This window comes from Legionella navarrensis (assembly GCF_052527415.1).
On the sequence record NZ_JBNVZR010000001.1, the window covers coordinates 314869 to 341862 of the forward strand.

The following is a 26994-nucleotide window of genomic DNA, read 5'->3' on the forward strand; positions in this document are numbered from 1 at the left end:
TCGTTATGGTTAAGGTGAAAGAAGACGCGCCCTGGTCGGCAGCCGATGGTTCAATAGATGTTGAGCAATGGCTGCGCCAATTGGGAGAAAAGGGCTATGTTAAGGACCTGGCCCTGATACGCAACGCTTGCACCTTAAGCCAGATCGCCTGCGTGGAACATGCTACCGAGACCGGTATCTCCTGTCTGCAGCAGGGGCTGGCCATGGCGGATCTTCTGGCTGATCTGGGCGTGGATCAGGACACTCTCGCCTCAGCCATTATTTTTGTCAGTGTTCATTATGCTGATCTCTCGCTGGATGATGTGGAAGAGCAGCTCGGCAGCGGAATCAGCAGACTGGTGCGTGGTATTGAAAAAATGAGTGCCATGCACAACCTCCAGTCGCTCAATAAAAACCAGCAGTCCAGACACCAGCTCGATAATGTCCGTAAAATGCTGCTGGCCATGGTCGATGACGTTCGTGTGGTTTTAATCAAACTGGCCGAGCGCCTGTGCGTGCTGCGGGCGGCAGGACAACTGCCGGAAACCATGCGCAGAAACATCGCCTCGGAGGCCATGGAAATTTACGCCCCTCTGGCCAATCGTCTTGGAATCGGGGCGATCAAATGGGAGATGGAGGATCTGGCCTTCCGCTATCTGCATCCTGATGACTACAAATCTATCGCTAAAGGCCTGAAGGCGAAGCGTCTGGAACGGGATCGATACGTTGAGCAGGTCGTCGAGGTACTGAATGAACATATTCGTGCCATGGGCGCGCAGAGGTTTTCCGTGTATGGCCGCTCCAAGCACATCCACAGTATCTATAAGAAAATGAAGCGTAAAAACGTATCGCTTGACGAGATATATGATGCAACGGCGGTGCGGGTTCTGGTCGAAACCGTTGAGCAGTGCTACGACGTTCTGAGCATGGTTCATTCTCTTTGGAAACAGGTCCCAGCCGAGTTTGATGATTATATTATCAACACTAAAGCCAACGGTTATCAATCGCTGCATACCGCGGTAGAAGGCCCCGAGGGTCGGGTTTTTGAAGTGCAGATTCGAACCTTTGCCATGCACGAGCAGGCTGAAATGGGCGTTGCCGCTCACTGGAAATACAAGGAAGGCGCGACAACCCGTAAGGAAAGTCACGAACGTAAAATCGAATGGCTGCGCGACGTATTGGCCTGGCATCGCGATGTGGCGACGTCCAGTGGCGTATCAGAAGAAATGGAAACGGAGTTTCTTGAAGACCGTGTTTACGTATTCACGCCGGATGGCGATGTGCTGGATCTTCCCCATGGGGTAACGCCGCTTGATTTTGCCTACCACGTTCACAGCCAGGTAGGGCATCGATGCCGCGGCGCCAAGGTGAATGGTTCTATCGTTCCCCTGACCTACGAACTCAAGACCGGTGACAAGATAGAAGTCCTGACGGGCAAGGAAATCCGGCCATCCCGCGACTGGATCAATCCACATTTGAATTATCTCAAAACCTCCCGTGCCAAAGCCAAGGTTCTGCATTGGTTCAAAATGCAGGATTACGATAAAAACGTGGCCGAAGGTCATGAAATTCTGGACAAAGAGTTAAAGAATCTGGGCATCAAGGCAGAGCGTCTACAGGAGGCGGTTCAGGCTTTTAACTTTAAAAAAACCGATGATCTCTGTGCCGCTCTGGCACGAGGCGATTTAAAGCTCGGACAGATTCTGCATCGCCTGGCTCCGGCTGAGGATACGGCGCCCAGCCTGCAATCGCTCGTTAAGCCGCATCATATACCTGAAATCAGTGGTGATGACTTAAGCATTGAAGGGGTAGGGAATCTGTTGACCAGCATGGCGCGCTGCTGTCAGCCGGTACCAGGAGATGACGTGGTGGGCTACATCACCATCGGACGCGGCGTGTCGGTTCATCGCCAGGATTGTTCTAATATTATTCACGCCAGCGAAAAGCAGCGTCAGCGTTTTATTCAGGTCAGCTGGGGCAGTTCAACACGGGATCATTACGTGGTTGATGTATTGATTAAAGCCTTTAACCGCCGGGATCTGCTCAAGGATGTAACCTCATTGCTGGCCAATGAAAGAGCGCATGTTTATGCCTTACAGACGCAAAGCAATAAAGATGACAACATGTCGTACATATCCTTAACGGTTGAAATAGACGGTTTGAATACTCTGTCGCGCCTGCTCGGAAAGCTCGGGCAGATTCCCAATGTTCTTGAGGCAAGACGGCAGGTGTAGGCAGGGTTTTAGTTCCGCTGCTGTGACCCCCCGGATTACGGCTATCGCCTGATCCGGGCTGCCATCCTTATATGATAATCCCTAAAACCACCTTTCTCCCTTCATTCAACAACACATTGAAGGTGCGGCAGGCTGCGCCGATGGACATGCTCTCAAGACCAATACGCTGCTGTGACAACAGCTGCCGAACCGGAGCCGGCGCAAACTGTCCGCTTTGATTATGACCAATAATGATGATTTCCGGCGAACTGGCCAGCAGTGGCTGCAGGCGCTCGTCATCCAGTTGCGCCAGTGATTCGATTGACCAGGCGATGGGCGCATCCTGCGTGTTAACAATCACGCTGTGCGAATAACACTGCGATTGAATTTTTATCTCAGATTCGCTGTAGGCCTGAATCGTATTTTTATTGGCAGATTCCTGACTGATGTGCATGGTGTTGGTTCACGCAATAATTTATACTTGCGCGTATTATATCACAGAGGTAAAACAATGAATCAATTCCCACGCATAAATCGATTGCCACCCTATGTGTTTAACACTCTGACGCAACTGAAATCGGAAGCACGTGCCCGGGGTGAGGATATCATTGACTTTGGAATGGGCAATCCCGATCAGCCGACCCCGCCACATATTGTCGATAAGCTGATAGAAACCGCCAAACGGCCTGATACGCATCGCTATTCGATGTCCAAAGGCATCCCCCGCCTGCGACGCGCCATGGCTGGCTGGTACAAGCGTCATTATAACGTCGAGCTGAACAGCGAAACGCAGGTATTGACCACCATTGGCTCAAAAGAAGGGCTGGCGCATCTGGCTCTGGCCATCAGCGGCCCAGGCGACACGGTTCTGGTTCCTGATCCGGCCTACCCGATTCATACCTATGGCTTCATCATTGCCGGGGCCAACGTGAAGCAGATTCCTCTGATTGATGAAAAACAGTTCTTGCAGGCCATTGAAGAAGCCATTGAACAAAGCTGGCCAAAACCCAAAGCGCTGGTCATAAGTTTCCCTGCCAATCCCAGTACTCATTGTGTGGACTATTCCTTCTTCGAAGACGTAGTTGCTCTGGCCAAACGAAACAACATCTGGATTATTCACGATCTGGCCTATGCGGATATCGTGTTTGACGGCTACAAGGCGCCGTCGATTCTGCAGGTTCCGGGGGCTATTGATATCGCGATAGAAACCTACTCTTTATCCAAATCCTACAATATGCCTGGCTGGCGCGTAGGCTTTGCCTGTGGTAACGAGGAACTGGTGGCCGCTCTGACACGAATCAAGTCCTACCTCGATTACGGTACCTTCACACCGATTCAGGTCGCGGCGATTGCTGCACTGGAAGGGCCGGATGATTGCGTACATGAAATCCGTGCGCTGTATGAAAAACGTCGTAATGTGCTGTGTGAAGGTCTTCAGGAAATTGGCTGGCCGGTTACCAAACCCAGGGCCACAATGTTTGTCTGGGCAAAAATTCCCGAATTTTACCGACATATGGGATCGCTGGAGTTTTCAAAGTACCTGCTGAAAGAAGCCTTTGTTGCCGTCTCGCCCGGAATTGGTTTTGGCGCTCAGGGTGATGAATACGTTCGTTTTGGTCTGATTGAAAACAACCAGCGAACGCGCCAGGCCATTCGTAACATTAAGATGGTGTTCAAGCGTGACGGTATGTTAAAAACAAGTGTCGCGCTGGATAACGCATAGGCTGGATTTTACCCCTACCGGCTAAACCTGGATTGGGTCACAGAACAGCTCCCTTCTCCCTGGTTAAGGGAGAAGGGTTGGGGATGAGGGTCATTTCATCAATAAACCGGGATATTGAACGGAGTACGAACTCTGTATTTACCGGGTTTAGGAGCGTTGAGGCAGACTGGTGACTCCTGTTATCAGCCAGGATCACCCTCATCCCCAGCCCTTCTCCCCAGAGGGGAGAAGGGAGCTGTTCTGTGACCCAATCCAGGTTTAGCCGGATTGGGTCAAGGCTCGACCATTTACTCATACACAGGATAAGCTCATGACCAGCATCATTATCAACGATGTGCTCCAGGTGGTTCCAGAAAGCAGCAAAAGGCTGCCCAGCCACGGTAATGCCTGGCTCAATCTGCTGGCCTGCCTCGGCTACGCACCTGAAAACCTGCCTCTGGGCGGGTTTCTCGCGCGTTATCACCAGCTGGACGGGCACTGGCTGGCCGTGACCCCAGTACACTGGGAAGCCAGCCACAACAACGCCGCCATCTGCGCCATTGGCGACGAGCTGGATGCTGACGATGAATCCTGCCGTGCCCTGTTTACTGATGTAGCCGCCTTTATGCAGGAACAGGACGTGCGCCTGCATTACCACGACCGGCAAATCTGGCTAATGAATATCGATAACAAACCTGCCATAAACAGCGAGAGCGTCTGGGCCATGCGTAACAGGCCCATGATGGATGCACTGCAGGCCATGGACAGCAGCCTGTACTGGTCAAGCATGATGACCGAGATGCAAATGTATTTGAGCGCCCATGCCTGCCCATTTAACGGACTATGGTTCTACGGAGCCGCTGAGTTCGATGCCAGTCTGCTGACTCGCGCCCGAATCCAGACTGATGATCAGCAGCTCATCAAGGCCTTTCCCAGGCAGGCCGAACCGATCGGCGCGCCGCTGACTCGACAATCTCTGGTGTTCCTGAACCATAAGTCTGATGCAGTCACATGCCGATATAATACACGCTGGTATTGGAATAACGCCGCATATTCCACGCGCGCCCGCGCATGGTGGAAACTATTCTGAACAAGGTCATCACATGAAAATCAAACATCGAGCCATACCCAGTCAAGCGCCTCAATTGAAGGGTGTACCCCCGCTGTTGCAGCGTATTTACGCTGCCCGTGGCATCACCGATGAAGAGCAGCTGGACAAGCGCATGCAGTGTCTGTTGCCATTTGCTGAATTAAACGACATCAATAAAGCCTGTCTGCGGCTGGAAACGGCACTGCTTGAACAGCAGCGCATGCTGATCATCGGCGACTTTGATGCAGATGGCGCAACCTCAACGGCTGTGGCCGTGGCCGCGCTGCGGGCCATGGGGGCCAAAAACGTCGAGTACCTTGTTCCCAATCGATTTGAATTCGGTTATGGCCTAACGCCGGGTATTGTCGGTGTTGCGCAAAAATGGCAACCGGATTTAATCATCACAGTAGACAACGGCATCGCCAGCGTCGAGGGGGTTGATGCGGCCAATCAGGCGGGCATTGATGTGCTGATTACCGATCATCATCTGCCTGCCGAGGTATTGCCCAATGCCTGCGCTATCGTCAACCCGAATCAGCGCGGCGACCAGTTTGCCAGTAAATCCATTGCTGGCGTGGGAGTGATTTTCTACGTTATGCTGGCTTTACGCCGGCATCTGGTGAACCGCGGCTGGTTTGCGGCCCAGTCTCTGCCTGAGCCCAACATGGCGCAGTTTCTGGATCTGGTGGCGCTGGGAACCGTGGCAGACGTAGTCGCACTTGATCAAAACAACCGCATACTCGTGAATCAGGGGCTGGCGCGTATTCGTCAGGGCCTGTGCCGGCCAGGAATCAAAGCCTTGATTGAAGTTGCCGGGCGTGAGTGTTCGCGTTTGCTGGAAAGCGATTTGGGTTTTTCCGTTGCCCCCAGATTGAATGCGGCAGGGCGTCTGGATGATATGTCGCTGGGCATCGAATGCCTGTTAAGCAATGATTTGAATCAGGCGCGCGAGCTGGCGGCTGAATTGAATGAATTGAATCAGGAACGCCGCCTGATTGAGACGGAAATGAAGGAACAGGCTCTGCAGGCGATTGATTCCCTGCTGAGTAAAATGTCGCACATGGAGCATCTGCCCATGGCGCTGTGTCTGATGGACAAAACCTGGCATCAGGGTGTAATTGGTATTCTCGCCGGTCGTTTGAAAGAGCGTTACCACCGTCCGGTGATTGCATTTGCCGCAGTCAGTGACACCGAATTGAAAGGCTCAGCGCGTTCTATCCCGGCCTTGAATATCCGTGACGCCCTGGCGGCGGTCGATAAGGATCACCCAGGCCTTATCAGCAAATTCGGCGGTCATGCCATGGCGGCAGGTCTGAGCGTTCGTCCAGAAAACTTCGCTGCGTTTCAACAGGCCTTCGTCAAGGAAGCTGCCAGACATTTGGATGCGTCACAGTGCGAAGGTGTGTTGCTGACCGATGGTCCGCTGGAGCGTCAGGACATCACGCTGGAAACAGCCAGACTGTTGCAGGAAGCAGGCCCATGGGGGCAGTCGTTCCCGCAGCCCTGTTTTGATAACACCTTTGAAATTCTGGATCAGCGACTGGTTGGGCAGCAACATCTGAAATTAACCCTGGCTCATCCTGCCGGTGGCGATCCCATTGACGCCATCGCCTTTTTTGTTGATCTGGCCCGCTGGCCTAATCATCGTGCGAGGCAGGTGCATGTGGTTTATAAACTGGATATCAATGTCTATCAGGGACGAACTCGACTGCAATTGATGGTGGACATGCTGGGGGATGTATCGAGCTGAGAATGGATTGCTTCACAGTAAAAGCCTGCGTATAATAAGCATCTTTTTTGGTCAAATTGTTAAGAGTCTATAAAATTGACGGTTTCTGATCCCCTGATTTCCACGCTGTCGATTGCGCCTATGATCGACTGGACTTATACCCATTTCCGTGTGTTGATGCGCCTGCTGGCGCCTCACGCCCTGTTGTATACCGAAATGCAGACTGTGGGTGCGATAAAAAACAACCCTGGCCGGGCTCTTTTGTACTCAGCAAGGGAACTGCCTCTGGCTCTGCAGCTCGGGGGCGCCGACAGAGACGGCCTTGTTCACTGCGCAAGACTAGCCGAAGAACAGGGCTTTTCGGAAGTGAATCTTAATCTCGGCTGCCCCAGCGACAAAGTGCAGGCGGGTCGTTTCGGTGCCTGTCTGATGGCTGAACCCGAGCAGGTAGCTGATTGTATCGCGGCGATGAAAGAGGCGGTTTCTATCCCCGTGACCGCTAAAACCCGCATCGGAATTGACACGCAGGACAGTTATGAATTCTTCAGTGCCTTTGTTCATAAATTGGTGAATGCTGGGTGTGATAAAGTCATTGTTCATGCCCGCAAGGCCTGGCTGCATGGCTTGAATCCAAAACAAAACCGTACCATTCCGCCTCTGCATTATGATTTTGTATGGCGTATAAAGCAGGAATTCCCGTCTCTACCCATCGTCATCAACGGCAATATTCAAAGCATCGATGACGTACGTGAACACATGGCGCATGTCGACGGGGTGATGATTGGCCGCCTGGCCTGCAACAATCCTTACGCTTTAGTCGCTATCCATAAGGAACTGTACCCCGCAGGTAAAATCCCCTCTCGCAGTGAAGTGATGCGCGTTTACGTCGATTATCTCAGTGAGGTATTCGAGCAGGGCACGGCGCTCAGTCTACTGTTAAAACCCATTATGAATTTCGCTCATGGCCTGCCAGGCTCCAAATACTGGAAAGAATGCCTGCTTGCCGCACAGCAAAGCCGCAGCCTGGCGCCTTTATCACAGGCCCTGGAAGCCTTACAACACAGCGAAAATCAGTCACAGCTCAGAGGTAGTTGCCATGTCTAATCCTTTTCACACTGCCAGCGTCAAATTGTTTAATGAGCAACAGAACGAAGAGGCCAGGCTTCAGTTTCTACAGGCTAAAGCGAGTTACGATGTAGAAAACTTCAGCGCCTGTATTGTGTCTCTCGAAAATTATCTGACGTTGACACAAAATGCAGCCGAACAGGCCTGCGCATACGATCTGATCGGGATATGCCATCAGGCCCACGGCGAGGAAGAGGCTGCCTTGAGCACTCATCTAAAGGCCATAGAGATCTACCCGCAGTGTGAATCAGCCTGGCATAATCTGGGTCTGCTGCATATGGCCCGTGCCAGACGCATGTCAGAGCATTGTCTGGCAACTGCATCGCAGCAATTTGATATGGCAAAGGATTTTCTGTTCAAGGCATTGACTCTTGCCTCTGATTGCCCTGAGTTTCTTCATAGCATGGCGAGTTGGTTTGAGGAGCATATTGATTTGTTTCTTAAGGCGGTCGATGCCGATACAGAAGTTATTTATAATGAATTCAATACAGCCCTGCAATATTACGAGTCGGCTATAACCCGGCTGGGTGACAGTCCGTCCCCTTTAAAGACAGTTTATCTGGAAAATATGACAGAATGCTACGCGCAGTCTGGCCATTTTGCCTATCAGAATAAAGATTATGCTCTGGCACTGGAACGCTATGGCAAGGCTTTGGCAGGCGACAGCCAGCACCTGCAGGTATTAAGCCAGACCGGCATGACGTATTGTAAACTGCAGGCGTTTGAAACAGCGGCCGAATATTATCTTCGGGCTGTTGATTGCGCAACAAATCTCCCGGATGACTGCGAAGAGAAAGCTCAGGAAATAGCGGATGCCTGGTTGAATCTCGCATCGACCTATCGCCAGGGCAGGCGATTCGCTGACGCGGCAAAAGCGCTGGCGGAAGCTGAAAGGATTGCGCCTGAAGATGAGTGGATTATCAGGGAAAGAGGATTATTACAGAACGATGTTTCCGCTCAGGCATTGGTGTCTGCTTCTGTATCCATGTTCTCAGTGGCATCAGGCAGCACTGACGTTGCTTCTCAATCAACATCCCGTCCAGCTGACAGCTCCCTTCTTCCTTAACCAGGGAGAAGGGAGTCTGTTTGTGCCAGACCGTAGTCCTGATGTTCCATTTTCATACCGTGCTGCTCCCTTAACCAGGGAGAAGGGAGTCGGTTTCGCGGCAGTGAGCAACAATCTGGCAGCTCCCTTCTCCCTGGTTAAGGGAGAAGGGCCGGGGATGAGGGTGATCCTGATTGATAACCGGGAGCCATAATCGTGCCCCATAATGCTAAACCTCTAAAATAAAGTGGTGATGCTCCGTTGAAGCTCTGGTTTATCTGATGAAATGACCCTCATCCCCAACCCTTCTCCCTTAACCAGGGAGAAGGGAGTCTGTTTGTGCCAGACCGTAGTCCTGATGTTCCATTTTCATACCGTGCTGCTCCCTTAACCAGGGAGAAGGGAGTCTGTTTTGAGGCAGTGCATAACAACCTGATAGCTCCCTTCTTCCTTAACCAGGGCGGAGGGAGTCAGCTTCGAGGTAGTGAATAAATCGAATTTTTCTTCATAATCCCGCATTTTAAGTGAAAAATCCTGTAAAATACTCTGAAATTAAAGCCAAGAGTGCACGATATGATCGCGTTAAACCAGTTAAACATGGCCTATGGTCAAAAATTGCTTTTTTATGATGTAAACCTGAATCTCAATCCGGGAAACTGCTACGCGCTGGTGGGGGCGAATGGTTGCGGGAAATCAACCTTTTTTCGCCTGATTACCGGTGAAGAAGAGCTGACCTCAGGCGACATCATTATCCCCAAAGAAGCGACGATTGGCTGGTTAAAGCAGGATCAGTTCCGCTACGAAGATACACCCATTCGCGACATCGTTCTGGAAGGCAAGCCCATTTTGTGGGCGGCCATGCAGGAACGGGAAAGTCTCCTGACCGGCGATGACTGGGACGATGAAAAAGGATTTCGTTTTGCCGAGCTGGAAGAGGTGATAAACCACTACGATGGCTATACTGCCGTGGCTACGGCTGAAAGCATTCTGACAGGCCTTGGAATCGCTGCGTCCTATTTTGAAAAACCACTGAAATCGCTGTCTGGCGGTTATAAACTGCGCGTTCTGCTGGCACAGACCCTGTTTCAGAATCCGTCTATTCTTCTCCTCGACGAACCGACCAACCACCTCGATATTCTGTCCATCCGCTGGCTGGAAAAATTCCTTAAAAATGAATTTCAGGGGCTGGTTATTTTTATTTCTCACGATTTGGATTTTATCGATAATCTTTCCGATTACATCCTCGATCTGGATTATGGCGAAATAAGGCAATATAAAGGGAATTACAACCAGTTTCTGGCAGAGAAAAAGCTGATTGAAGAGCAGCGGCTGACAGAGAAAAAAAGCGCTGAAGCCAAAATTGCTGACATGCAGAAATTCGTGGACAAGTTTGGTGCCAAAGCCTCGAAGGCGGCTCAGGCACGTTCGCGCATGAAAATGATTGAAAAAATCGAAATACCTGATATTAAAAATTCCTCACGGGTGGCACCGGCTTTTCATTTTGTACCCAAACGTGTGTCAGGCAAACAGGTCGTTAAAGCTGAAGGCATCAGCAAGTCCTTTAAAACCAGAACCCTGTTTCAGGGCCTGAATTTTGAAGTGAATCGCGGTGAAAAAGTGGCGATTATGGGGGTTAACGGCATCGGTAAATCGACCCTGACCAAAATTATCGCCGGTGTGCTGGCAGCAGACGCAGGAACGATTACCCACGGGCACGAAGTTCGTATCAGTTATTTTTCGCAGGATCATCACGAGTTTCTCAATTCGTCCTGCACGGTGATGGACTGGCTGCACGATGCCGTTGCCGATGTCAACGAACAACAGGTGCGTAAAATATTAGGACAGATGCTGTTTGTCAAAGACGACGTGCACAAGGATATTCTGTCTCTGAGCGGGGGCGAGGCAGCGCGACTGCTGCTGGCCAGGGTGATGCTGGAGTCACCCAATGTGATTATTCTCGACGAGCCGACCAACCACATGGATCTGGAAACCATTCAATCGCTGGCCAAAGCCTTGTCGCAGTTTACCGGGACGGTGCTGTTTGTGAGCCATAATCGTTATTTTATTAACAAAATAGCCACCCGGGTTCTCTATTTTGCGCCTGATCAGGACATTATCGATTACAAAGGCAAATATTCGGAATTTGCAATTGATGGAATGGATTGACCTTAACTTGCGCCATAAGTGACAATAGGGCGCTTTTATATATACGTTTTTAGAGGTTTAACACACTATGATGGTTATCAAGTCGCCTGAGCAGATTGAAAAAATGCGTGAAGCAGGGCGTTTAACGGCACGGGTTCTGGAAGCCGTTAGCGAATTTATCAAGCCCGGAATAACCACCATGCAGATCGATGAGTTCTGCGAGCGCTACATCGTGGACACCCTGAACGCCATACCAGGCAGCAAGGGGCAGTATGGCTATCCTTATTCGGTTAACACATCCCTGAACCATGTGATCTGCCATGGTATGCCCTCGGCAAAACAGGTTTTAAAAAACGGCGATATCGTTAACGTCGATATCACAGTTATTTACGAAGGCTTCTATGGCGACAGCAGCAAAATGTTCTGCATCGGCGCCACGCCTTCTCATGCCACGCGTCTGGTGAAAATTACGCAGGAATGTCTGTATCGTGGGATTTCGGTTGTGAAGCCGGGAGCAACCCTCGGGGATATCGGTCACGCGATTCAAAGTCATGCTGAAAAAAATAACTATTCTGTGGTTCGTGAATACTGTGGGCATGGCATTGGTCAGAAAATGCATGAAGATCCACAGGTAATGCATTACGGTAAGGCCGGTGAAGGGCTGATGCTGAAAGAGGGGATGACCTTTACCATCGAACCCATGATCAATCAGGGTAAGGCTGATGTGAAGCACATTGAAAAGGATGGCTGGGGAATTGCTCTGACCAAAGATCGCAAACTGTCCGCGCAATGGGAGCATACCATTCTTGTCACCGCCAGTGGTTTTGAAATTCTCACGCTTCGCGAAGAAGAAAAAGGGAAGGCCCCGGAGTAGGTAGACTCCGGGCCAGACCTATTCCTGCGTTAAAATCTCTACACCGCTTTCTGTCACCAGTACCGTGTGTTCCCACTGCGCTGACAGACTGCGATCCCGGGTAACCACCGTCCACTTATCCGATAGCAGTCGCGTATGATATTTACCCATGTTAATCATTGGTTCGATGGTAAATGTCATCCCTGGGCGAAGAATTTCACCCGTCCCTGCGGCGCCAAAATGCAAAATCTGTGGCTCCTCATGAAACGCCCGGCCAATACCATGACCGCAATAATCACGAACCACCGAATAGCCCTGTTGCTCTGCGTGTCTTTGAATGGCGTGTCCAATGTCACCGGCGTGGACGCCAGGTCCGACGCAGTCGATGCCGAGATAAAGACATTCCCGCGCCACCTCAACAAGATGTCTGGCGGCATCAGACACTTCGCCAACCAGAAACATGCGGCTGGTATCGCCGTGAAATTCGTCTTTGATAACCGTCACATCGATATTGATGATATCGCCATCCTTTAAGCGCTGCTCGCCAGGAATGCCATGACAGACCACATGATTAACGGAAGTGCAGATCGATTTTGGGAAGCCGTGATAATCCAGGGGAGCAGGAATCGCCTGCTGATGATTAACGATATACTCGTGGCACAGGCTGTTTAATTCGTCCGTGCTGATGCCGGGTTTTACCCAGGGTGTGATCATGTTTAGTACATCTGCGGCCAGGCGGCCAACACGACGCATGCGTTCTATCTCATCGGGGGATTTGATATTTACAGCCATGTAATACCTCTCGATAACAAGGATGGACTACGGTAACGTGAAAAAGGATTAATTGCCAGTATTACCCGTTATCCTGTGCTTATGCATGCCTGGCTGCTTACGGTGTCTTTACAAAAGCCCGTTTGAATAAAAATTAACCATAAGCTAGACTCAAAAGTAAGCACATCCATTTCTTTCAGGAGCTACCCCATCATGAAAAAGACAGCCATGCTGATACTTTCTCTGGTCAGTGTTCAGGGGTTCGCCCAGGAACGTGGAATCAATTATGATCCGGCACACAGCGCTGGATTTACTCAGGCTCAGGCAGCAAACAACCTTTCTGCGATGAAGTCCGAAATCAACAAAGACATGACGATTATCAAGCAAAGCGGTTTTGACACCATCAAAACCTTTTATTCGAGTGTGTCTACCATTGATGGCAAACAGGTCGCTCTGCTGGCGGATATGGCCTGTCCTGCGGGTCTGAAAGTAGCGCTGGGCGTGTATGAATTTGATCCCGCACATGACAACTGCGCCAACTGGTGCGAGGAAGCAACCCGAATCCAGGTGCAGAATGCCATAGCCAGCGCGGCCAAATACCCCAGTTGCATTAACATGATTGTGGTGGGCAACGAAGACATTTATAACTGGAACTTTACGCAACCGAACAATGTTATTCAAAACCGGATTTCCAAAGATATTTCGACCATTAAGCAGGGTGTAGCCAAATACAAAATCCCGGTAGGTACCGCTCAGCAGGATGGTGCTCTGTTGCAGCTGGCAGGAAGAGATCCCTACGGCATCATACCGAAACTTGATTTTGTCGGTGCTAATATCTATCCATTCTGGAGTGCGGAAAAACCGACGGTTGAGGCAGGAAAGAGCGAATTTAAAAACCGATACCGGGCTATCCAGAACAATCCTAAATATCAGGATAAAAAAGTGATTGTGACGGAAGAGGGCTGGGCGAGCAAAAGCTCATCACAGCAAAACCCCAATGCCAGCCTTGCATCTATCAAGGCCTACTATGAGTGGTGGCTGGAGCGCGACGGGGTAGATACCTTTGACTCGTATTACTTTGGTATCTTTGATAAGCAACCCACCAACGCAGACGCGGATAAATATTTCGGTCTTTGCACCGCAGACAGAAAGGATAAGGTTCTGACGCAATGCGATTAATCCGGTTGAGCCCTAAGCTCACTGGCACGAAACAGCTTCCCCTTTGTACTGGACAAAGCTCCCGTCAGTCATTCCCGGCAGGCGGGAAACTATCATGGAGCTGGTTCCGAGCCTGATTTGACCATGGATCCCCGCCCTTCCAATTAGCCTTAAGTTTTTCTTTACTTTTGCACTGCCTACGTACCTGGGTCGTCACAAAAATTGTCCCGTATTGAGCAGACTCCCTTCTCCCCACATTCCGCGCATGATGCGCGGAATTCATCACTCGTTGTGAAATTTCCGCAATCCAGATATGATAGCATTCTGATATCACATGACATTTTCGCTAACTGAATAAAGGATGATGAGTGCTCGCACCAAGGATTGTTGCCTGTATTGCCTGTCTGTCTATCTCATCTTGCATGGTTGGACCAGACTACAAGGAGCCGCAGACGCCCGTTGCGGCGCATTGGCCGAAAAAAGACCGCTCGGTAAAAGAGGATCCTTTCTGTAACGGTATCTGGTGGAGTGTTTTCCATGATCCGACCCTGACCGCCATCATAGATCAGGGGTATCAAAACAATCTTTCCCTGCAAAGTGCGGGTGTACGGGTACTGCAATCGCGTGCGCAGCTGGCGCAGTCCGTGGGTGAGCTTTATCCGCAGCAACAGGTTTTGACAGGGAATTACACCTATAATCGATTGGGCGGGAGCTCTCTTCAGGGGATTCTGCCTCAGCAGTTTGATACAGCTACGCTCGGATTTTCGGCCAGCTGGGAACTGGATTTCTGGGGTAAATACCGCCGCGCCATCCAATCCAGCAACGCTGCTTTTCTGGCCTCAACTGCGGCCTATGATAACGCCTTGATTACTCTGGTGTCGGATATTGCGGCTACGTACATTAAAATCCGAACCATCGAAGCCCAAATCCGTACCACGAAAGCCAATATTGATGTGCAGGCAATAGGGCTGCGCATTGCCACCTCACGCTTTAAAGCCGGACAGACCAGCCAGGTGGATGTGGAGCAGGCGCAGACCGAGTTATCGGAAACACAGTCTTCTCTACCGTCGCAGATTGCCGAGCTGCAGCGTCAGAAAGACAGCCTTGCCGTGTTACTGGGTACGGTGCCCAACGGAGCCGATGCGCTGTTGAGTAAAGGACATGGCATTCCAAAAGCGCCACGCACCGTGGCAGTTGGCATACCCAAAGAAACCCTGATGCGTCGCCCGGACATTTTCCAGGCGCGGGAAGAGGCCATTGCTCAGTCTGCGACCACGGGTGCTGTCAAGGCCAGTCTCTATCCGGCCCTGACGCTGACAGGAACCTTCGCCTTTTCATCGAACAACATTGGCAGCTCATCCATCAGCGACATTTTTGACTGGTCAAACAGAAACATCAGTGCCGGACCCGGCTTTACCTGGCCAATACTGAACTACGGACAGATAACCAATGCGGTTCGTGCGCAGGATGCGGTATTTCAACAGGCTCTGCTCAAGTACATGAACCTTATTTTAAAAGCCCAGCAGGAAGTACAGGACAATATCACCGCTTATATTGAAGCCAAACAGGCTGAACGCTATTTGGTCCGCGCCAACGCGTCCGCCACTCAGGCGCTGCGCCTGGCTCTGGTGCGTTACAAAGAAGGCGAAACGGATTTTACGCCGGTATTAAACGCCGAGCAGCAGCAGTTGCGAGTACAGAGATCTCTGATTAATGCGCAGGGCGACATTCCTCAGTCTCTGGTTGCCTTGTACCGCTCTCTGGGCGGTGGCTGGGAAATTCGTCGTGGCAACGACATCATTCCCCTGGCCATGAAAGCCGAGATGGCGGCACGTACTAACTGGGGAACCTTGCTCCAACAGCAGAATCACGAGCCAGCAGTGACGCCACGGCAGAAAGCCAAACAACTATATCTACCCAAATGGTAAATGCTATGAACTTTCAGAATCAGTCTAAACCTGTAAAAATCATCATTGTCGTATTGGCGCTGGCCCTGCTGGCTTATGTGGTGAAGCATGTCTTTTTCAAGAGCAGTGGCCCGGTTATACCGGTTCCGGTGGTAGTTGTACAAAGTCCGCAGTGGCGCGAAATGGCCGAGTACGTGACCCAGACCGGTAACACGGTGGCCTTCAATTCCGTTAATCTGGTAGCGCGTGTGGAAGGGTATCTGGATTCCTTCAGTTTTAAAGACGGCTCCTTTGTTAAAAAAGGGCAGGAGCTGTTTGTGATTCAGCCACTGCCGTATCTGGAACAGCTTAAGGCTGCCAACGCAACGGTCGCCGCACAAAAAGCCGGCAGTGCCTATGCGCAATCAGAGTATGCCCGCCAGAAACGAATGTATAAGGAAAACGCCACTTCTCTCAACAGCGTGGAAATCTGGCTGGCCAAAACGCATGAAGCGGAAGCGGAAGTCGATAAAGCCGTGGCCGATGCGGTGCAATCAGAAATTAATTACGGCTATACGCACGTCAAGGCGCCATTTGACGGGCGCATTGGCCGTCACCTGGTAGACCCAGGCAACCTGGTCGGCCATGGCGAGGCTACTCAGCTGGCGACCATCGATCAAATCAGCCCTATGTACGTCTATTTTAACCTGAACGAACTGGATTTGATCCGGCTGCGCAAGGCTGCCCGTGCGCATGGATTCAAACCCGACGACCTGAGTAAAGTACCCGTTTACGTCAGCATGCAGAATGAGAATGGCTTTAAATACAAGGCGACACTCGACTTTGTAAATACCGGCCTTAACGCGTCCACCGGTACCATGGAGTTACGCGCCGTACTCGAAAACAAGGATTATGATTTTGTGCCCGGTTTGTTTGTGCAGGTAAAAATAGCCATCACCATGCCGGCAAAACAACTGACCGTACCAGATACCGCTATCATGTATGACCAGATTGGGCCATATCTGCTGTTGGTTGATCAGCAGAACATCGTCCAGTTACAACGTATCGAGCTCGGTGGTCTGGAGCAGGGGATACGAGCGGTTACCAAAGGATTAACCATTAATGACCGGGTTATTGTTGCCGGCCTGCAAAACGCCACACCGGGCAATAAAGTGGATGCCCGTGAACAACAAGACGGGAAGGCTGCCGCATGATTTCCAAATTTTTTATTGAGCGACCTATTCTTGCCAATGTTATTGCCTTACTGCTGGTGCTGCTTGGTCTTGTCGCCATGGGGATCCTGCCGGTAACCCAGTACCCATCCATTGTTCCTCCGACCATCCAGGTCACCACCAACTATCCTGGAGCGGATGCCAAGACCCTGATTGAAACGGTTGCATTGCCGATTGAGCAGCAGGTCAATGGCGTGGAAAACATGCTGTACATGCAGTCCACCAGTACGAACAACGGCAACTATAACCTGATTGTGACTTTTGCGATTGGTACCGATCTCAACTTTGCTCAGGTTCTCGTGCAAAACCGGGTTCAGGCGGCTATGGCTCAATTACCGGAGTCGGTACAAAAGCAGGGTGTGGTGGTGCAGCAGAAATCCACGGCTATTCTGCAGTTTATTAACCTGACCTCAGAAAATAACGAATATGATGGGCTGTTTCTTAACAACTACGCAGCCATTAACATGCAGGATGAGCTGTCCCGCCTGCCTGGCGTGGGCAACGTGTTGATTTTTGGTTCGGGCACGTACGCCATGCGCATATGGCTTGATCCGAAAAAAATGCTGGCCTATTCCCTTGATCCCAGTGACGTCCTCAGCGCCATCAGTCGCCAGAATCAGGCGGTGTCTGCCGGACAGATTGCTTCACCACCAACGGCAGGCCCGCAGGCATACCAGCTTACCGTAAATGTGCCTGGGCAACTGGCGAATGCGGAGGAGTTTGGCAATATCATTATTAAATCAGTGGCAACCCAACCTAATCTGTCAGCCAATTCCAGCACAACGGCTCAGGTGGTTCGCATACGGGATGTGGGCCGTGTGGAACTCGGATCATCCAGTTACAGCCAGCTGGCCAAGCTCAACAATAAACCAACCGCTGCCATTGGTATCTACCAGCTGCCCGGTGCCAATGCCCTGGATGTGGCCAGCGAAGTTCGTAAAACAGTAGCGAAAATGGCTAAAAAATTTCCACCTGGCCTGCAGTACTCCATTCCCTTTGACACCACCATTTTCGTGAAGGCCTCTATTGATGAGGTATACAAAACACTGTACGAAGCCGGGATTCTCGTATTGGTGGTGATTCTCCTGTTTTTGCAGAATGCACGCGCCACTCTGGTGCCGGCAACCACCGTACCCGTAACAATTATCGGTGCTTTTTTTGGTATGCTGCTGCTGGGGTATTCCATCAATCTCCTGACGCTGTTTGCTCTGGTTCTGGCCATTGGTATTGTGGTGGACGATGCGATCGTTATTGTGGAGGGCGTAACACGACATATTGAAATGGGCACCTCTCCCAAAGAGTCTGCCATCAGCGCGATGAAGGAATTAACAGGACCGATTCTCGGGATTACGCTGGTGTTGATGTCGGTGTTTGTACCTGCGGGATATATGCCTGGCCTGACGGGCGCCATGTACGCGCAGTTCGCTCTGGTCATTGCTGTGACGGCTTTGATCAGTGCCATCAATGCCATGACACTTAAACCCACACAGTGCGCTCTGTGGCTCAGACCCATTGATGAGCACAAGGAAAAAAACTGGTTTTTCAAAGGATTCGACCGTATTTATAACCCCATTGAAGAACGCTATATCCGCATGATCGATGGCATGGTTCACAAAAGTGCCAGCGTCTGTATGCTGGGACTGTTTCTGGTGGCTGTCGCCATTTTTGGTCTGAGCCGGATTCCCACGGGTTTTATTCCTATAGAGGATCAGGGCTATGTCATGATGAGCGTGCAATTGCCCGATGGGGCAACGCTCGGACGTACAGAAGCCCTTTTGCAGGATCTGAGTTCCCAGGTGTCCAAAATTGGCGGTATTGCCGATGTGATCACCATCGATGGCATTTCCCTGCTCGATAACAGTTCCAGCCTGGCCAACGGCGGTGTTCTGTACATCACCTTCAAGGACTGGAGCGTGCGGGGCAAGGGGGAGGACTTGCTGTCTTTGTATAAAAAACTGAGTGTGATTGCTGCCAATACGCTCGATGCCAAAATCCTGGTCATGGTGCCGCCTGCGATTCAGGGACTGGGTGCTTCGGGAGGATTTCAGATGCAGGTTGAGCTGCAGGACGGCTCATTCGACTACAGAAAACTGCAGACTGCGACGGATCAGTTAATGCAATACGCCAGCCAGCAACCGGAGCTGCAGCGTCTGATGACGTCTTTCCGCTCGTCTGTGCCTCAGGTATCGGCACCCATTAACCGGGTAAAAGCGGAGTCTCTGGGGGTTGCCGTAGGGGATGCCTCTGACACCCTGCAGACATATCTTGGTTCCTCCTACGTCAACCTGTTTTCTAAATTTGGTCAGGTTTTCCAGGTCTATGTTCAGGCCGATGCGCCCTCACGAATGACCATAGAAGACGTACGTAATTTTTACGTCAAGAATAATTCAGGTTCCATGGTTCCCATTGGGACGCTGACCGATATTTATCCGGCAGTAGGCCCGGCAATCATCTCTTTGTATAACCTGTACCCATCAGCCAATATCTACGGTATGGCCGCACCGGGTTACAGTTCTGGTCAGGCCATTCAGGCCATGGAAGCACTGGCGAAGCAGGTACTGCCAGCGGGCATGTCCTTTGAATGGACCAGTACCGCCTACCAGGAGAAAATTGCCGGAAACATGAGTTACTATATTTTCCTGCTGTCTCTGGTGCTGGTGTACCTGATTCTGGCCGGTCAGTACGAAAACTGGGTTACACCGCTGGCGGTTTTATCCAGCGTGCCTTTGGCGTTGATTGGTACGGTATTGGCTTTGACCCTGCTGGGCATGGCCAACAATATGTATACCCAGATAGGTATTCTGCTGCTGATAGCGCTTGCGGCGAAAAACGCGATTCTGATTGTAGAGGTAGCGCGCGAGGAGCACGAGTTCCACAATAAATCGGTGTTGGAAGCGGCCGTATTGGGAGCTAAAACCCGTTTTCGTCCTATCATCATGACGTCTTTCGCGTTTATTCTCGGTGTTCTGCCTTTGGTATTTGCAACAGGTGCCGGCGCTAACTCACGCCGCTCAATTGGTATTGCCGTATGCAGCGGTATGCTTGCTTCCACCTGCCTGGCGGTGGTGTTTGTACCCGCGTTTTATGTTGTTTTGCAGAGCTGGCAGAACAAGCGTCGTGCGAAAAAGGCGGCTCGAGCCTGACCACATCATTACCCAAAAGACTATAAAAGATTGTTTGTCGTTCCCGCGCAGGCGGGAACGACTTTATCTGGCTGCTCAAAACCTTTTAAAACGCGTCTTTCCTTGCCGAGAAAGGATTGTCAGTCTTGTGGGTAACGATATCGACCTGCCTTGTCCCGATACCGCCTTTTTGTGCCGGCTGTGATGCCTGAGTTGAAAAAATTTACAAAAATAATGTCTAGTCAAGACTGTTTTTTGATTATTTATTTGTTATTATGCACGCCCCGCAATGTACCTATACCTGCTTATCCCCTTGTGGATATTTTTTTCGCTCATACCGGTTTTTTTTGATCATATTTCTCTTTCCATACTCTAACCCCCTTATAATCAAAGGCTTTTCTGCGATCTGCCTATTTAAAATACTCATTGTTGTTATCCACATTTTCTGTGGATAAGCCTGTGTATAGCTTGTCAAAATCCATGTATGGCAAACAGCTTAGTGGATTGCTTCGATATCTACCATGCTGTCTTCTGGCCTGCTTTGGTATGCTCAAATTATTGTTTACAAATTTTCCTGCTTTGATAAGCTGTCGGCCACAAGAGTAAGCCGTATATCCTGTCTGATTACTTAAAGAGGTGGCCCGTGCGTTTATCCAAAATTGATATTGAACAATTGCTAAGTGAAAAAACACAGAAATTTGTTCACGAAGCTGATTTTTCTGTGTTGAAACACTGGGCTGCCAGTGTAATACCAGTCGAACCGGTGTTGGCTGCTCTGAATCAGGATTTACTGGACATGTTAAAGTCTGAAAAAAAAGCAGTAAAGACTGAGATAACGGAACGAATCTGTCGTGAGCAGATTGCCAGCGACGAGCGAGAGGCTGCTCAGGATGAACTGGGCACACGTGAGGATGAACGGATTCGAGAGCAGCTGGCTGGCGAGTATGAAGCGAATCAACGTCAAATCAGCACCTGTGTCCCTTCGGAGGAGGCAGAGCGTCGCAGTATACGTAGTTTAGAAATGGAGATATGCCGTCTTGACAGCAGCATAACCCTGATACAGGCTTCCTCTATTGTACCGCATCAAGAGTACGTTCATCATGGTCATGGTCACCATCACGGACATCACCATGGGCACGGTCATGGACATGGTCATATTCATGTTCATCTGACACCGCAGGAAAACCCACAATTAATCCTGCTCAGGCAGCAAAAATCTTCCCTTGCATCAGAACTCTCCACCCATCGAATAATGTTAAGCCGTCTTACTGGAGAAATAACGAGGCTGAACGCACGTAACATAAGCATTCAGCAAGAGCTGCAAGTGAGGCTGCCTCAAAGGCAAAGTGAAAGAAATGTGCGCGCCATGGAACGACGAGCACGATCACAGGCCCTTTTGACCCTTGATCCTGGGTACGAGCGATTGTCTCAGACAAATCGCTCGGTCAGAACACGCCAAATCAGAGAGTCCCATGCCCGGCTTGAGGCACACAAGTCAAACCTGCTGACACAGGCAACATCAAGAAGCTATTCGGTGTTTAAATCGGAACTCGAGGCTTATCTGGACAGCAAAAACGGCTCAAACCTGGGTGTTGGTCAGAGCGAAGCCTTACGCCAGACCATAAGGTTTATCAATGAGTACCTGGCTTTCAAAGAACGTGAAAATGAGGCGCGTAGAGAACGGGATTCTGCAAACACAACCCTGTCGGCACAGCGTCTGCGTCTTCATCAAAAAGTAATCCGGAGTGTCACGCTGACCGCATCCAATCCGGAATTGACTCAACAAAACACTGATCATTCCAAGCGTATTTTCGAACTGAATAACGCGATTGACTCGAGAAAGGTTGTGCGCAGAAGGCTGTTCATCAGCGCGTTTACCAGCCTGGCTCTCTCTATAGCCACGGCAATAACGGCCGGTGTGCTTTTATTGTTTATCACGATGGCTGCCAGCCTCATCCCGGTTTTGTTTATTCCTACTGCCGTTGCTGCCGCAGTTTTGGTGGGCGTGTTGATTGGGGACCTGGTGTTGTATCTACGAGAGCGACGAAATGTCAGAGAAATAAATGGCCTCAGAACAGCGATAACGAATAACAGGGACAAGATTGACCAGCAGAACGAGGAACTGGGTACTCTAAAGCATGAGATTCCTGAGTTAAGAGACCAGATTCTGACAACAGAGCAGAGCATTACGGATCTCAGTGACCGCATTGCATCCTTAAAGCAACAGGCGGCTTCACTCCAGGAAAAAGCAAGTGCCGTTGAGCCCGTTTTGCCCTCGCAATGCGCAAACAGCTCCTTTTATTCCTCCACCTCTTCGAGTTCAGTCAGTGTTGAGCCCTCAGCTCCCATGCTAACGAATCTGCCTCAGCACGAAGAAAATGATACTTCTTTAAGTATGTAGGTTGGACCAAGGCCCAACCTGCGGCATGAGCATGTAGCCCGGATTAGCGTCAGCGTAATCCGGGATCACCGCTGGTTCATCTGTCGGACAGTTTTTTAATCAACGTACGCAGCCATTGATGGGCGGCATCGTCATCGTTTTTGGGGTGCCAGTATTGATAACAGACGAATCGGCCTGTATCGAAGGGAGCAGGGGCGAATTGCAACGGGATCTGGCTGTTTAATTTCTCCACAACGCGGCGAATGCTCATACTCAAATAATTAGTACCGGGTAAAGATTGTAAAGGGGAAATGCCTTGTCCTACCAGGACAGACACACGTTTGTTATAGCCTTGGCTGCTTAAAAAACGGTCGAAATAGTTTTGAAACGGCGTATCGCAAATGGCCATTTGGATGAGCGGATATTGCAAAATACTTTCAATACTTATCGTGTTGTTTTCAAAAGCCGGGTGTCCTTGTCTGCCAACAATCACTACCTCATCCGAAAACAGCGATTGCTGTTTCAGGCTGGAAGGAACCCCCTCAAACAAACCAACCATCAAATCCAGTTCTCCTGATTCAAATACCTCTGTGCTGGTCAGATACCTGGGGGAGCGAATAATCAGCTTAATATTGGGTGCTATCGTTTCAATACTCTTAATCAGGGCTGGCAGCAATAAAAAGGAGAGCATATCGGTCATCCCGATTTGAAAAACCCGTTTGTCTGTCAGGGGATTGAATGGGTTATGGAATGAGAAAATTTTGTCAATGGTCGCCATCGCCTCACGAACGGGGCCAATGAGGTTCGCACCTAACGGTGTAAGCTGCATGCGATTCCCTTGTCCTGGAACAATCAACTCATCACTGAAAAACTCGCGTAACTGCTTCAGCGAAATACTCATGGAAGACTGACTGACACCGGCCTGTCTGCCTGCATTGGTGACATGCCTGCAGGAGAGCAGGGCATACAGGGCGCGCAACAGGTTTAAGTTCAGGTTTTTGATATCCATTATTATTACTTATCGATCATACCTGCTACAGGCATAGCAGAGGCAGGTTCATATTTCAACTTTTGAAGTAACTCCCCAGCTACGCTGGCGTGGGGTATGCGTTCGGCTAAATACGGGTTGCATTTAGGTTAAACGGCAATAGAGCCTTATAATCCTCTACTGCTCTGCAAGAGCGTATGTTTTCAAAAAGAGTTTTCAGATAATCAAAGGGATTAAGATTATTAGCTTTCGCTGTTGCAATGAGGCTATAAAACAATGCTCCGGCATGAGCGCCTCGGGGACTGACTACCAGCCATCAACCAATTTTTTCTCCCTAAAGCAAAGGGCCTAATGAGGTTTTCTATGAGATTATTATCAATCTCAAGGCAGCCATCCAAAAGATAAGTAGTCAGCTCGCCCCAACGAAGATGCATGTATTCTAATGCTTTGCCCAGTTCAGATTGGGTAGAGGTTGTTTTGATGGTTTTGTCCAACCATATTTTAAGTTCCTCAAGGATGGGTTTTGCTTGTTGTAAACGAAGTTCATATCGTTGCAAAGCCGTGTAGTGGTTGTTACGGGCATGCTGTTCAATCACCCCCCAGCGGTCACTGTTCTTGACATAAACATCCCGCCGACGCAGGCTGTCTTGCAGCTTGTCGAGAAAGCACAGCGTATAGCCTTGCCTGATCGCTCGTCTTTCCTTGTCGAATACCAGACGCTTCCATGGATTGGAAATTATGTCTTCTGGAGCATCTTCCAGTAATTGCTTGCGCGATTCCAGCAGACCGGCCAGATATTGATGTGCCTCCAGAGTTACCTTGCCCGCCGGGGCTGCTTTAAACTCGATGTCACATAGTAATTTTGGCAAAAAACGTCTAACCCGGCCATACTGAACTACCATTTCATCTTGAAAATCCTCTTCATACCGTGCCAGCACAGATTTATCCAGATCTTTCAATGTCCGCAGTCGTTTTTTCTGCCCCAGTTTTTTAGCTTCACCGGCGTGATTCACCTCGTCCGCAAACGAGCGAGGTGAACGTCCTTGCCCTTGGCTCAATATCAAATAATACATCAACAATCAGGCTATCCGTTCTTTTAATCAGATCATTGTTAAATATATCCACTTGAATATTGCCGGATTAATCGTTACTATCCGCGACTTTCTACCCGGGCTTGTCCTCTAATCGAATCGGTCAGGACATATTCCGACCATATCCAACCCAAAGTTCAAGGAAAAACAATCATGTCTGCAACCGAAAAATCTCTAGGCAAAACTATACAATCATTACCGTTTCCCACAGCTCCAGAAGCCAGAGTTCGACACTCCATGATTTTAGCTTGTAAAGTAATCACAACCAAGGGTGGGTTTCCCACAAAAGAAAAGCCGCTGACTTTGAGGAGTGGACCCGCAATTGAACAAATGTACCTATGGACAGCCATCATGGTGCTACACGATAAAAAAATGAAGAAAACACTTGATAAGAATGCAATCAGAATTAGTAGCTCTTTTTCCCCTGATAAAGAAATTGGTTTGTTTTCAACATTTTCCCGTAGTTCATTGTATGAAAGAGAGTTCAAACAATATTTAACTGACGATATGTTTGACCTGGAGGGTAATGCTCAACAGTTCGATGAAACAAATTCGAGTATATTGGAAAGAAGAAGACAAGAGGAACTCAATAAACAAGCTGAAGAACGGAGACAGGCAGAGCTAAGGGCACAAGAAGCCGAGCGTAAAAAACAGGAAAATAAAATTCAGGAGGAACAAAATGCCGCCGAACGAGCAAAAGTCCTGCTCGAACAGTATAATCGTGATTTCATAAGAAAAATTCGAGACAGAGACTGTTTCTCAATAGATTTGCTAACAGTCGAAGATTTTTTACGGAAAGGAATCGACATCAATTACCAGGATACCGAGGGAAAAACCCCTTTTATGTATGCCCTGGCTATGGGCCGGGACAATGTTGCCGAATTTCTGCATAATACTGGCAAAGTTAATCTGAGTTTAAAAGACAAGAACGGAAAAAGTGCAAAAGATTATGTTCTGAGAACATCCGTTTTGTATGATGTTATTTATGGAAAAGAAGACAGTCTTATCAATAATCTACCGACTCCGTCTGTTCCCTCATCACAACATCAAGCGTCGTCCAGTGCCGCAACATCAAGCGACACATCATGGCCATATACCCAACCACATGAAGAGCTATTACCTCTTCCAACAGCTTCAAATTACAGTAGTACCAGTCAATCATCCTCTTCCACAAGCAGGAAAGGCAAAAAGCAACCAAAACATTCGTTTTCTGTTGAAGAAAACAGCTTTGATCTATTCCAGTACGTTCAAAAACCTGATGCAAAATGTATGGGTGTTGCTGATTATCTTAGTCTGGGTGCTGATATAAATTATCAGGACAGTAATGGTTTTTCTATCCTGATGGCGGCGATAGATTCGCATAATGAACGTATAGCAGAATATCTACTCACTCATGGTGCCAATCCGTTGCTTGAAAACAAGTATCATGATCGGGCCATAAACATAGCAGAAACCGGTTCGCCAATAAAGAAAATCTTGCGTGAATCGGAACAAATGGCTCAATTATCATCTCATTCGCCCATAGAAAAAAACAGCATACTATTATGTGAATATGTAAAGAAACCTCGTGTTAAAATAGAAAAAATAGCTAACCTTCTTAATTCGGGTGCCAATATTAACTATCAGGACTTGAATGGCTATAGTGCCTTGATGTTTGCAGCCGATGCCGAAAATGAGCGAGTGGTAGAGTATCTTTTAAAAAAAGGAGCCAATCCGGTTTTATGTAATAAAAACGGCGATACAGCCAGGGATATGGTATCGAGCAACTCTAATATATTTCATGTGCTCAAAAAAAATGAAAACAAGCATCATTTATTGAGCAAGACACCTCGCGATAGAAACAGTATTTTGCTGCATCAGTATGTTTGTAAACCCAATGTAAAAATTCAAAAAATTTCCGAATACCTTTCTATGGAAATCGATATTGATTATCAAGATTCAAATGGTTATAGCGTTCTGATGAATGCCCTTGATTCTGGTAACGTTGAGATTGCAAAACTCTTGTTGGCCGCAGGAGCAAATCCGTTATTGAAAGATATACATGGAAATACCGCCAGAACATTTGTATTGAATGATGAAGACCTGCTTCAAACCATCAGGGCATATGAACTTCTATTTACAACAAGTGCCAATGATTTATCCGGCATTAAGTTAATACTAAACGAGGCTCCTTCTCTGATAGACTTTCAAGGTCCCGGTGGATACTCTGCTCTGTTGATAGCAGTTGAGCAAAATATGTTAGATGCCGTTGAATATTTATTGTCATTGAATGCCGACTTAACGCTTACTTGTGACGACGGTCGTAGCGTTTGGGATATTGCTCATGATGAAAACATCAAATATCTACTCACAAAAGCCCGCTCACATTGTCAGGGAGTGGCCGCAAGCAGCACGAAAAGCTCCGTTTTTTTTAATCCCGGTATTAACAACGAAGCTGGGACAAGTTACAAACCAGAAATTCATACTGATTTATTTAAATTGTGAA

General features: G+C 49.2%; 20 protein-coding genes and 1 pseudogene. 15 read left to right on the forward strand and 6 right to left on the reverse strand.

What is annotated here, in order from left to right; genetic code table 11:
* Positions 1-5 precede the first annotated feature (5 nt).
* Positions 6-2213 carry a GTP diphosphokinase gene (gene relA, locus ACQUTA_RS01230; protein ID WP_444986367.1) on the forward strand — a complete coding sequence of 736 codons (2208 nt, stop codon included), beginning with the start codon at positions 6-8 and terminating at the stop codon, positions 2211-2213.
* Positions 2214-2280: 67 nt separating this feature from the next.
* On the opposite strand, the gene ACQUTA_RS01235 is transcribed toward relA, so the two are convergent.
* Positions 2281-2646: an Mth938-like domain-containing protein gene (locus ACQUTA_RS01235; RefSeq protein ID WP_444986368.1), complete on the reverse strand. Its 366-nt coding sequence runs from the start codon at positions 2644-2646 to the stop codon at positions 2281-2283.
* A 57-nt stretch (positions 2647-2703) separates the two neighbouring features.
* Between ACQUTA_RS01235 and alaC the strand changes: the two genes are divergently transcribed.
* The 8 genes from alaC (at position 2704) to map (ACQUTA_RS01275) (ending at position 11902) form a co-directional block, all read left to right on the forward strand.
* The gene (gene alaC, locus ACQUTA_RS01240) at positions 2704-3915 is read left to right on the forward strand and encodes an alanine transaminase (protein ID WP_444986369.1); all 1212 of its coding nucleotides are present in this window, start codon (positions 2704-2706) and stop codon (positions 3913-3915) included.
* A gap of 310 nt (positions 3916-4225) precedes the next feature.
* Positions 4226-4984 carry a hypothetical protein gene (locus ACQUTA_RS01245; RefSeq protein WP_444986370.1) on the forward strand — a complete coding sequence of 253 codons (759 nt, stop codon included), beginning with the start codon at positions 4226-4228 and terminating at the stop codon, positions 4982-4984.
* 13 nt (positions 4985-4997) lie between these two features.
* Positions 4998-6734, forward strand: coding sequence for a single-stranded-DNA-specific exonuclease RecJ (gene recJ / locus ACQUTA_RS01250; protein ID WP_444986371.1), 1737 nt, complete (start codon positions 4998-5000; stop codon positions 6732-6734).
* A gap of 69 nt (positions 6735-6803) precedes the next feature.
* Positions 6804-7817, forward strand: a complete 1014-nt coding sequence (dusA, locus tag ACQUTA_RS01255) for a tRNA dihydrouridine(20/20a) synthase DusA (RefSeq protein WP_444986444.1) — start codon at positions 6804-6806, stop codon at positions 7815-7817.
* Positions 7810-8904, forward strand: coding sequence for a tetratricopeptide repeat protein (locus ACQUTA_RS01260; RefSeq protein ID WP_444986372.1), 1095 nt, complete (start codon positions 7810-7812; stop codon positions 8902-8904). The genes dusA and ACQUTA_RS01260 overlap by 8 nt, the downstream gene beginning before the upstream one ends.
* Before the next feature lie 22 nt (positions 8905-8926).
* Positions 8927-9097: a hypothetical protein gene (locus ACQUTA_RS01265; RefSeq protein ID WP_444986373.1), complete on the forward strand. Its 171-nt coding sequence runs from the start codon at positions 8927-8929 to the stop codon at positions 9095-9097.
* A gap of 359 nt (positions 9098-9456) precedes the next feature.
* Positions 9457-11049 (forward strand): ABC-F family ATP-binding cassette domain-containing protein, encoded by a 1593-nt coding sequence (locus ACQUTA_RS01270; protein ID WP_444986374.1) that lies wholly within the window; start codon positions 9457-9459, stop codon positions 11047-11049.
* 70 nt (positions 11050-11119) lie between these two features.
* Complete coding sequence (gene map, locus ACQUTA_RS01275; RefSeq protein ID WP_444986445.1) at positions 11120-11902, forward strand: type I methionyl aminopeptidase; 783 nt, start codon at positions 11120-11122, stop codon at positions 11900-11902.
* Between the two features lie 18 nt (positions 11903-11920).
* Here the strand turns inward: map (ACQUTA_RS01275) and map (ACQUTA_RS01280) are convergent, their stop codons facing one another.
* On the reverse strand, positions 11921-12673 hold the full coding sequence (gene map / locus ACQUTA_RS01280) for a type I methionyl aminopeptidase (RefSeq protein WP_444986375.1): 753 nt from the start codon (positions 12671-12673) through the stop codon (positions 11921-11923).
* A 192-nt stretch (positions 12674-12865) separates the two neighbouring features.
* Between map (ACQUTA_RS01280) and ACQUTA_RS01285 the strand changes: the two genes are divergently transcribed.
* From ACQUTA_RS01285 to ACQUTA_RS01305, 5 genes are all read left to right on the forward strand, one after another.
* Complete coding sequence (locus tag ACQUTA_RS01285) at positions 12866-13831, forward strand: glycoside hydrolase family 17 protein (protein WP_444986376.1); 966 nt, start codon at positions 12866-12868, stop codon at positions 13829-13831.
* 347 nt (positions 13832-14178) lie between these two features.
* Positions 14179-15738 (forward strand): efflux transporter outer membrane subunit, encoded by a 1560-nt coding sequence (locus ACQUTA_RS01290; RefSeq protein ID WP_444986377.1) that lies wholly within the window; start codon positions 14179-14181, stop codon positions 15736-15738.
* A 5-nt stretch (positions 15739-15743) separates the two neighbouring features.
* Positions 15744-16910 carry an efflux RND transporter periplasmic adaptor subunit gene (locus ACQUTA_RS01295; RefSeq protein WP_444986378.1) on the forward strand — a complete coding sequence of 389 codons (1167 nt, stop codon included), beginning with the start codon at positions 15744-15746 and terminating at the stop codon, positions 16908-16910.
* Positions 16907-20071 (forward strand): efflux RND transporter permease subunit, encoded by a 3165-nt coding sequence (locus ACQUTA_RS01300; protein ID WP_444986379.1) that lies wholly within the window; start codon positions 16907-16909, stop codon positions 20069-20071. Before ACQUTA_RS01295 ends, ACQUTA_RS01300 begins: the two co-directional genes overlap by 4 nt.
* A gap of 622 nt (positions 20072-20693) precedes the next feature.
* Positions 20694-22451: a hypothetical protein gene (locus tag ACQUTA_RS01305; protein WP_444986380.1), complete on the forward strand. Its 1758-nt coding sequence runs from the start codon at positions 20694-20696 to the stop codon at positions 22449-22451.
* A gap of 76 nt (positions 22452-22527) precedes the next feature.
* Here the strand turns inward: ACQUTA_RS01305 and ACQUTA_RS01310 are convergent, their stop codons facing one another.
* The 4 genes and pseudogenes from ACQUTA_RS01310 to ACQUTA_RS01325 form a co-directional block, all read right to left on the reverse strand.
* Complete coding sequence (locus ACQUTA_RS01310; protein WP_444986381.1) at positions 22528-23439, reverse strand: LysR family transcriptional regulator; 912 nt, start codon at positions 23437-23439, stop codon at positions 22528-22530.
* A gap of 106 nt (positions 23440-23545) precedes the next feature.
* The gene (locus ACQUTA_RS01315) at positions 23546-23695 is read right to left on the reverse strand and encodes a transposase domain-containing protein (RefSeq protein ID WP_444986382.1); all 150 of its coding nucleotides are present in this window, start codon (positions 23693-23695) and stop codon (positions 23546-23548) included.
* Positions 23685-24014: an IS66 family transposase gene (locus tag ACQUTA_RS01320; RefSeq protein ID WP_444986446.1), complete on the reverse strand. Its 330-nt coding sequence runs from the start codon at positions 24012-24014 to the stop codon at positions 23685-23687. Before ACQUTA_RS01320 ends, ACQUTA_RS01315 begins: the two co-directional genes overlap by 11 nt.
* Positions 24015-24332, reverse strand: a pseudogene (locus ACQUTA_RS01325) (Tn3 family transposase); the annotation flags it as partial. It abuts the gene before it with no gap.
* A gap of 330 nt (positions 24333-24662) precedes the next feature.
* Here ACQUTA_RS01325 and ACQUTA_RS01330 point away from each other — a divergent pair.
* On the forward strand, positions 24663-26993 hold the full coding sequence (locus ACQUTA_RS01330; RefSeq protein WP_444986383.1) for an ankyrin repeat domain-containing protein: 2331 nt from the start codon (positions 24663-24665) through the stop codon (positions 26991-26993).
* Position 26994: the final 1 nt, after the last annotated feature.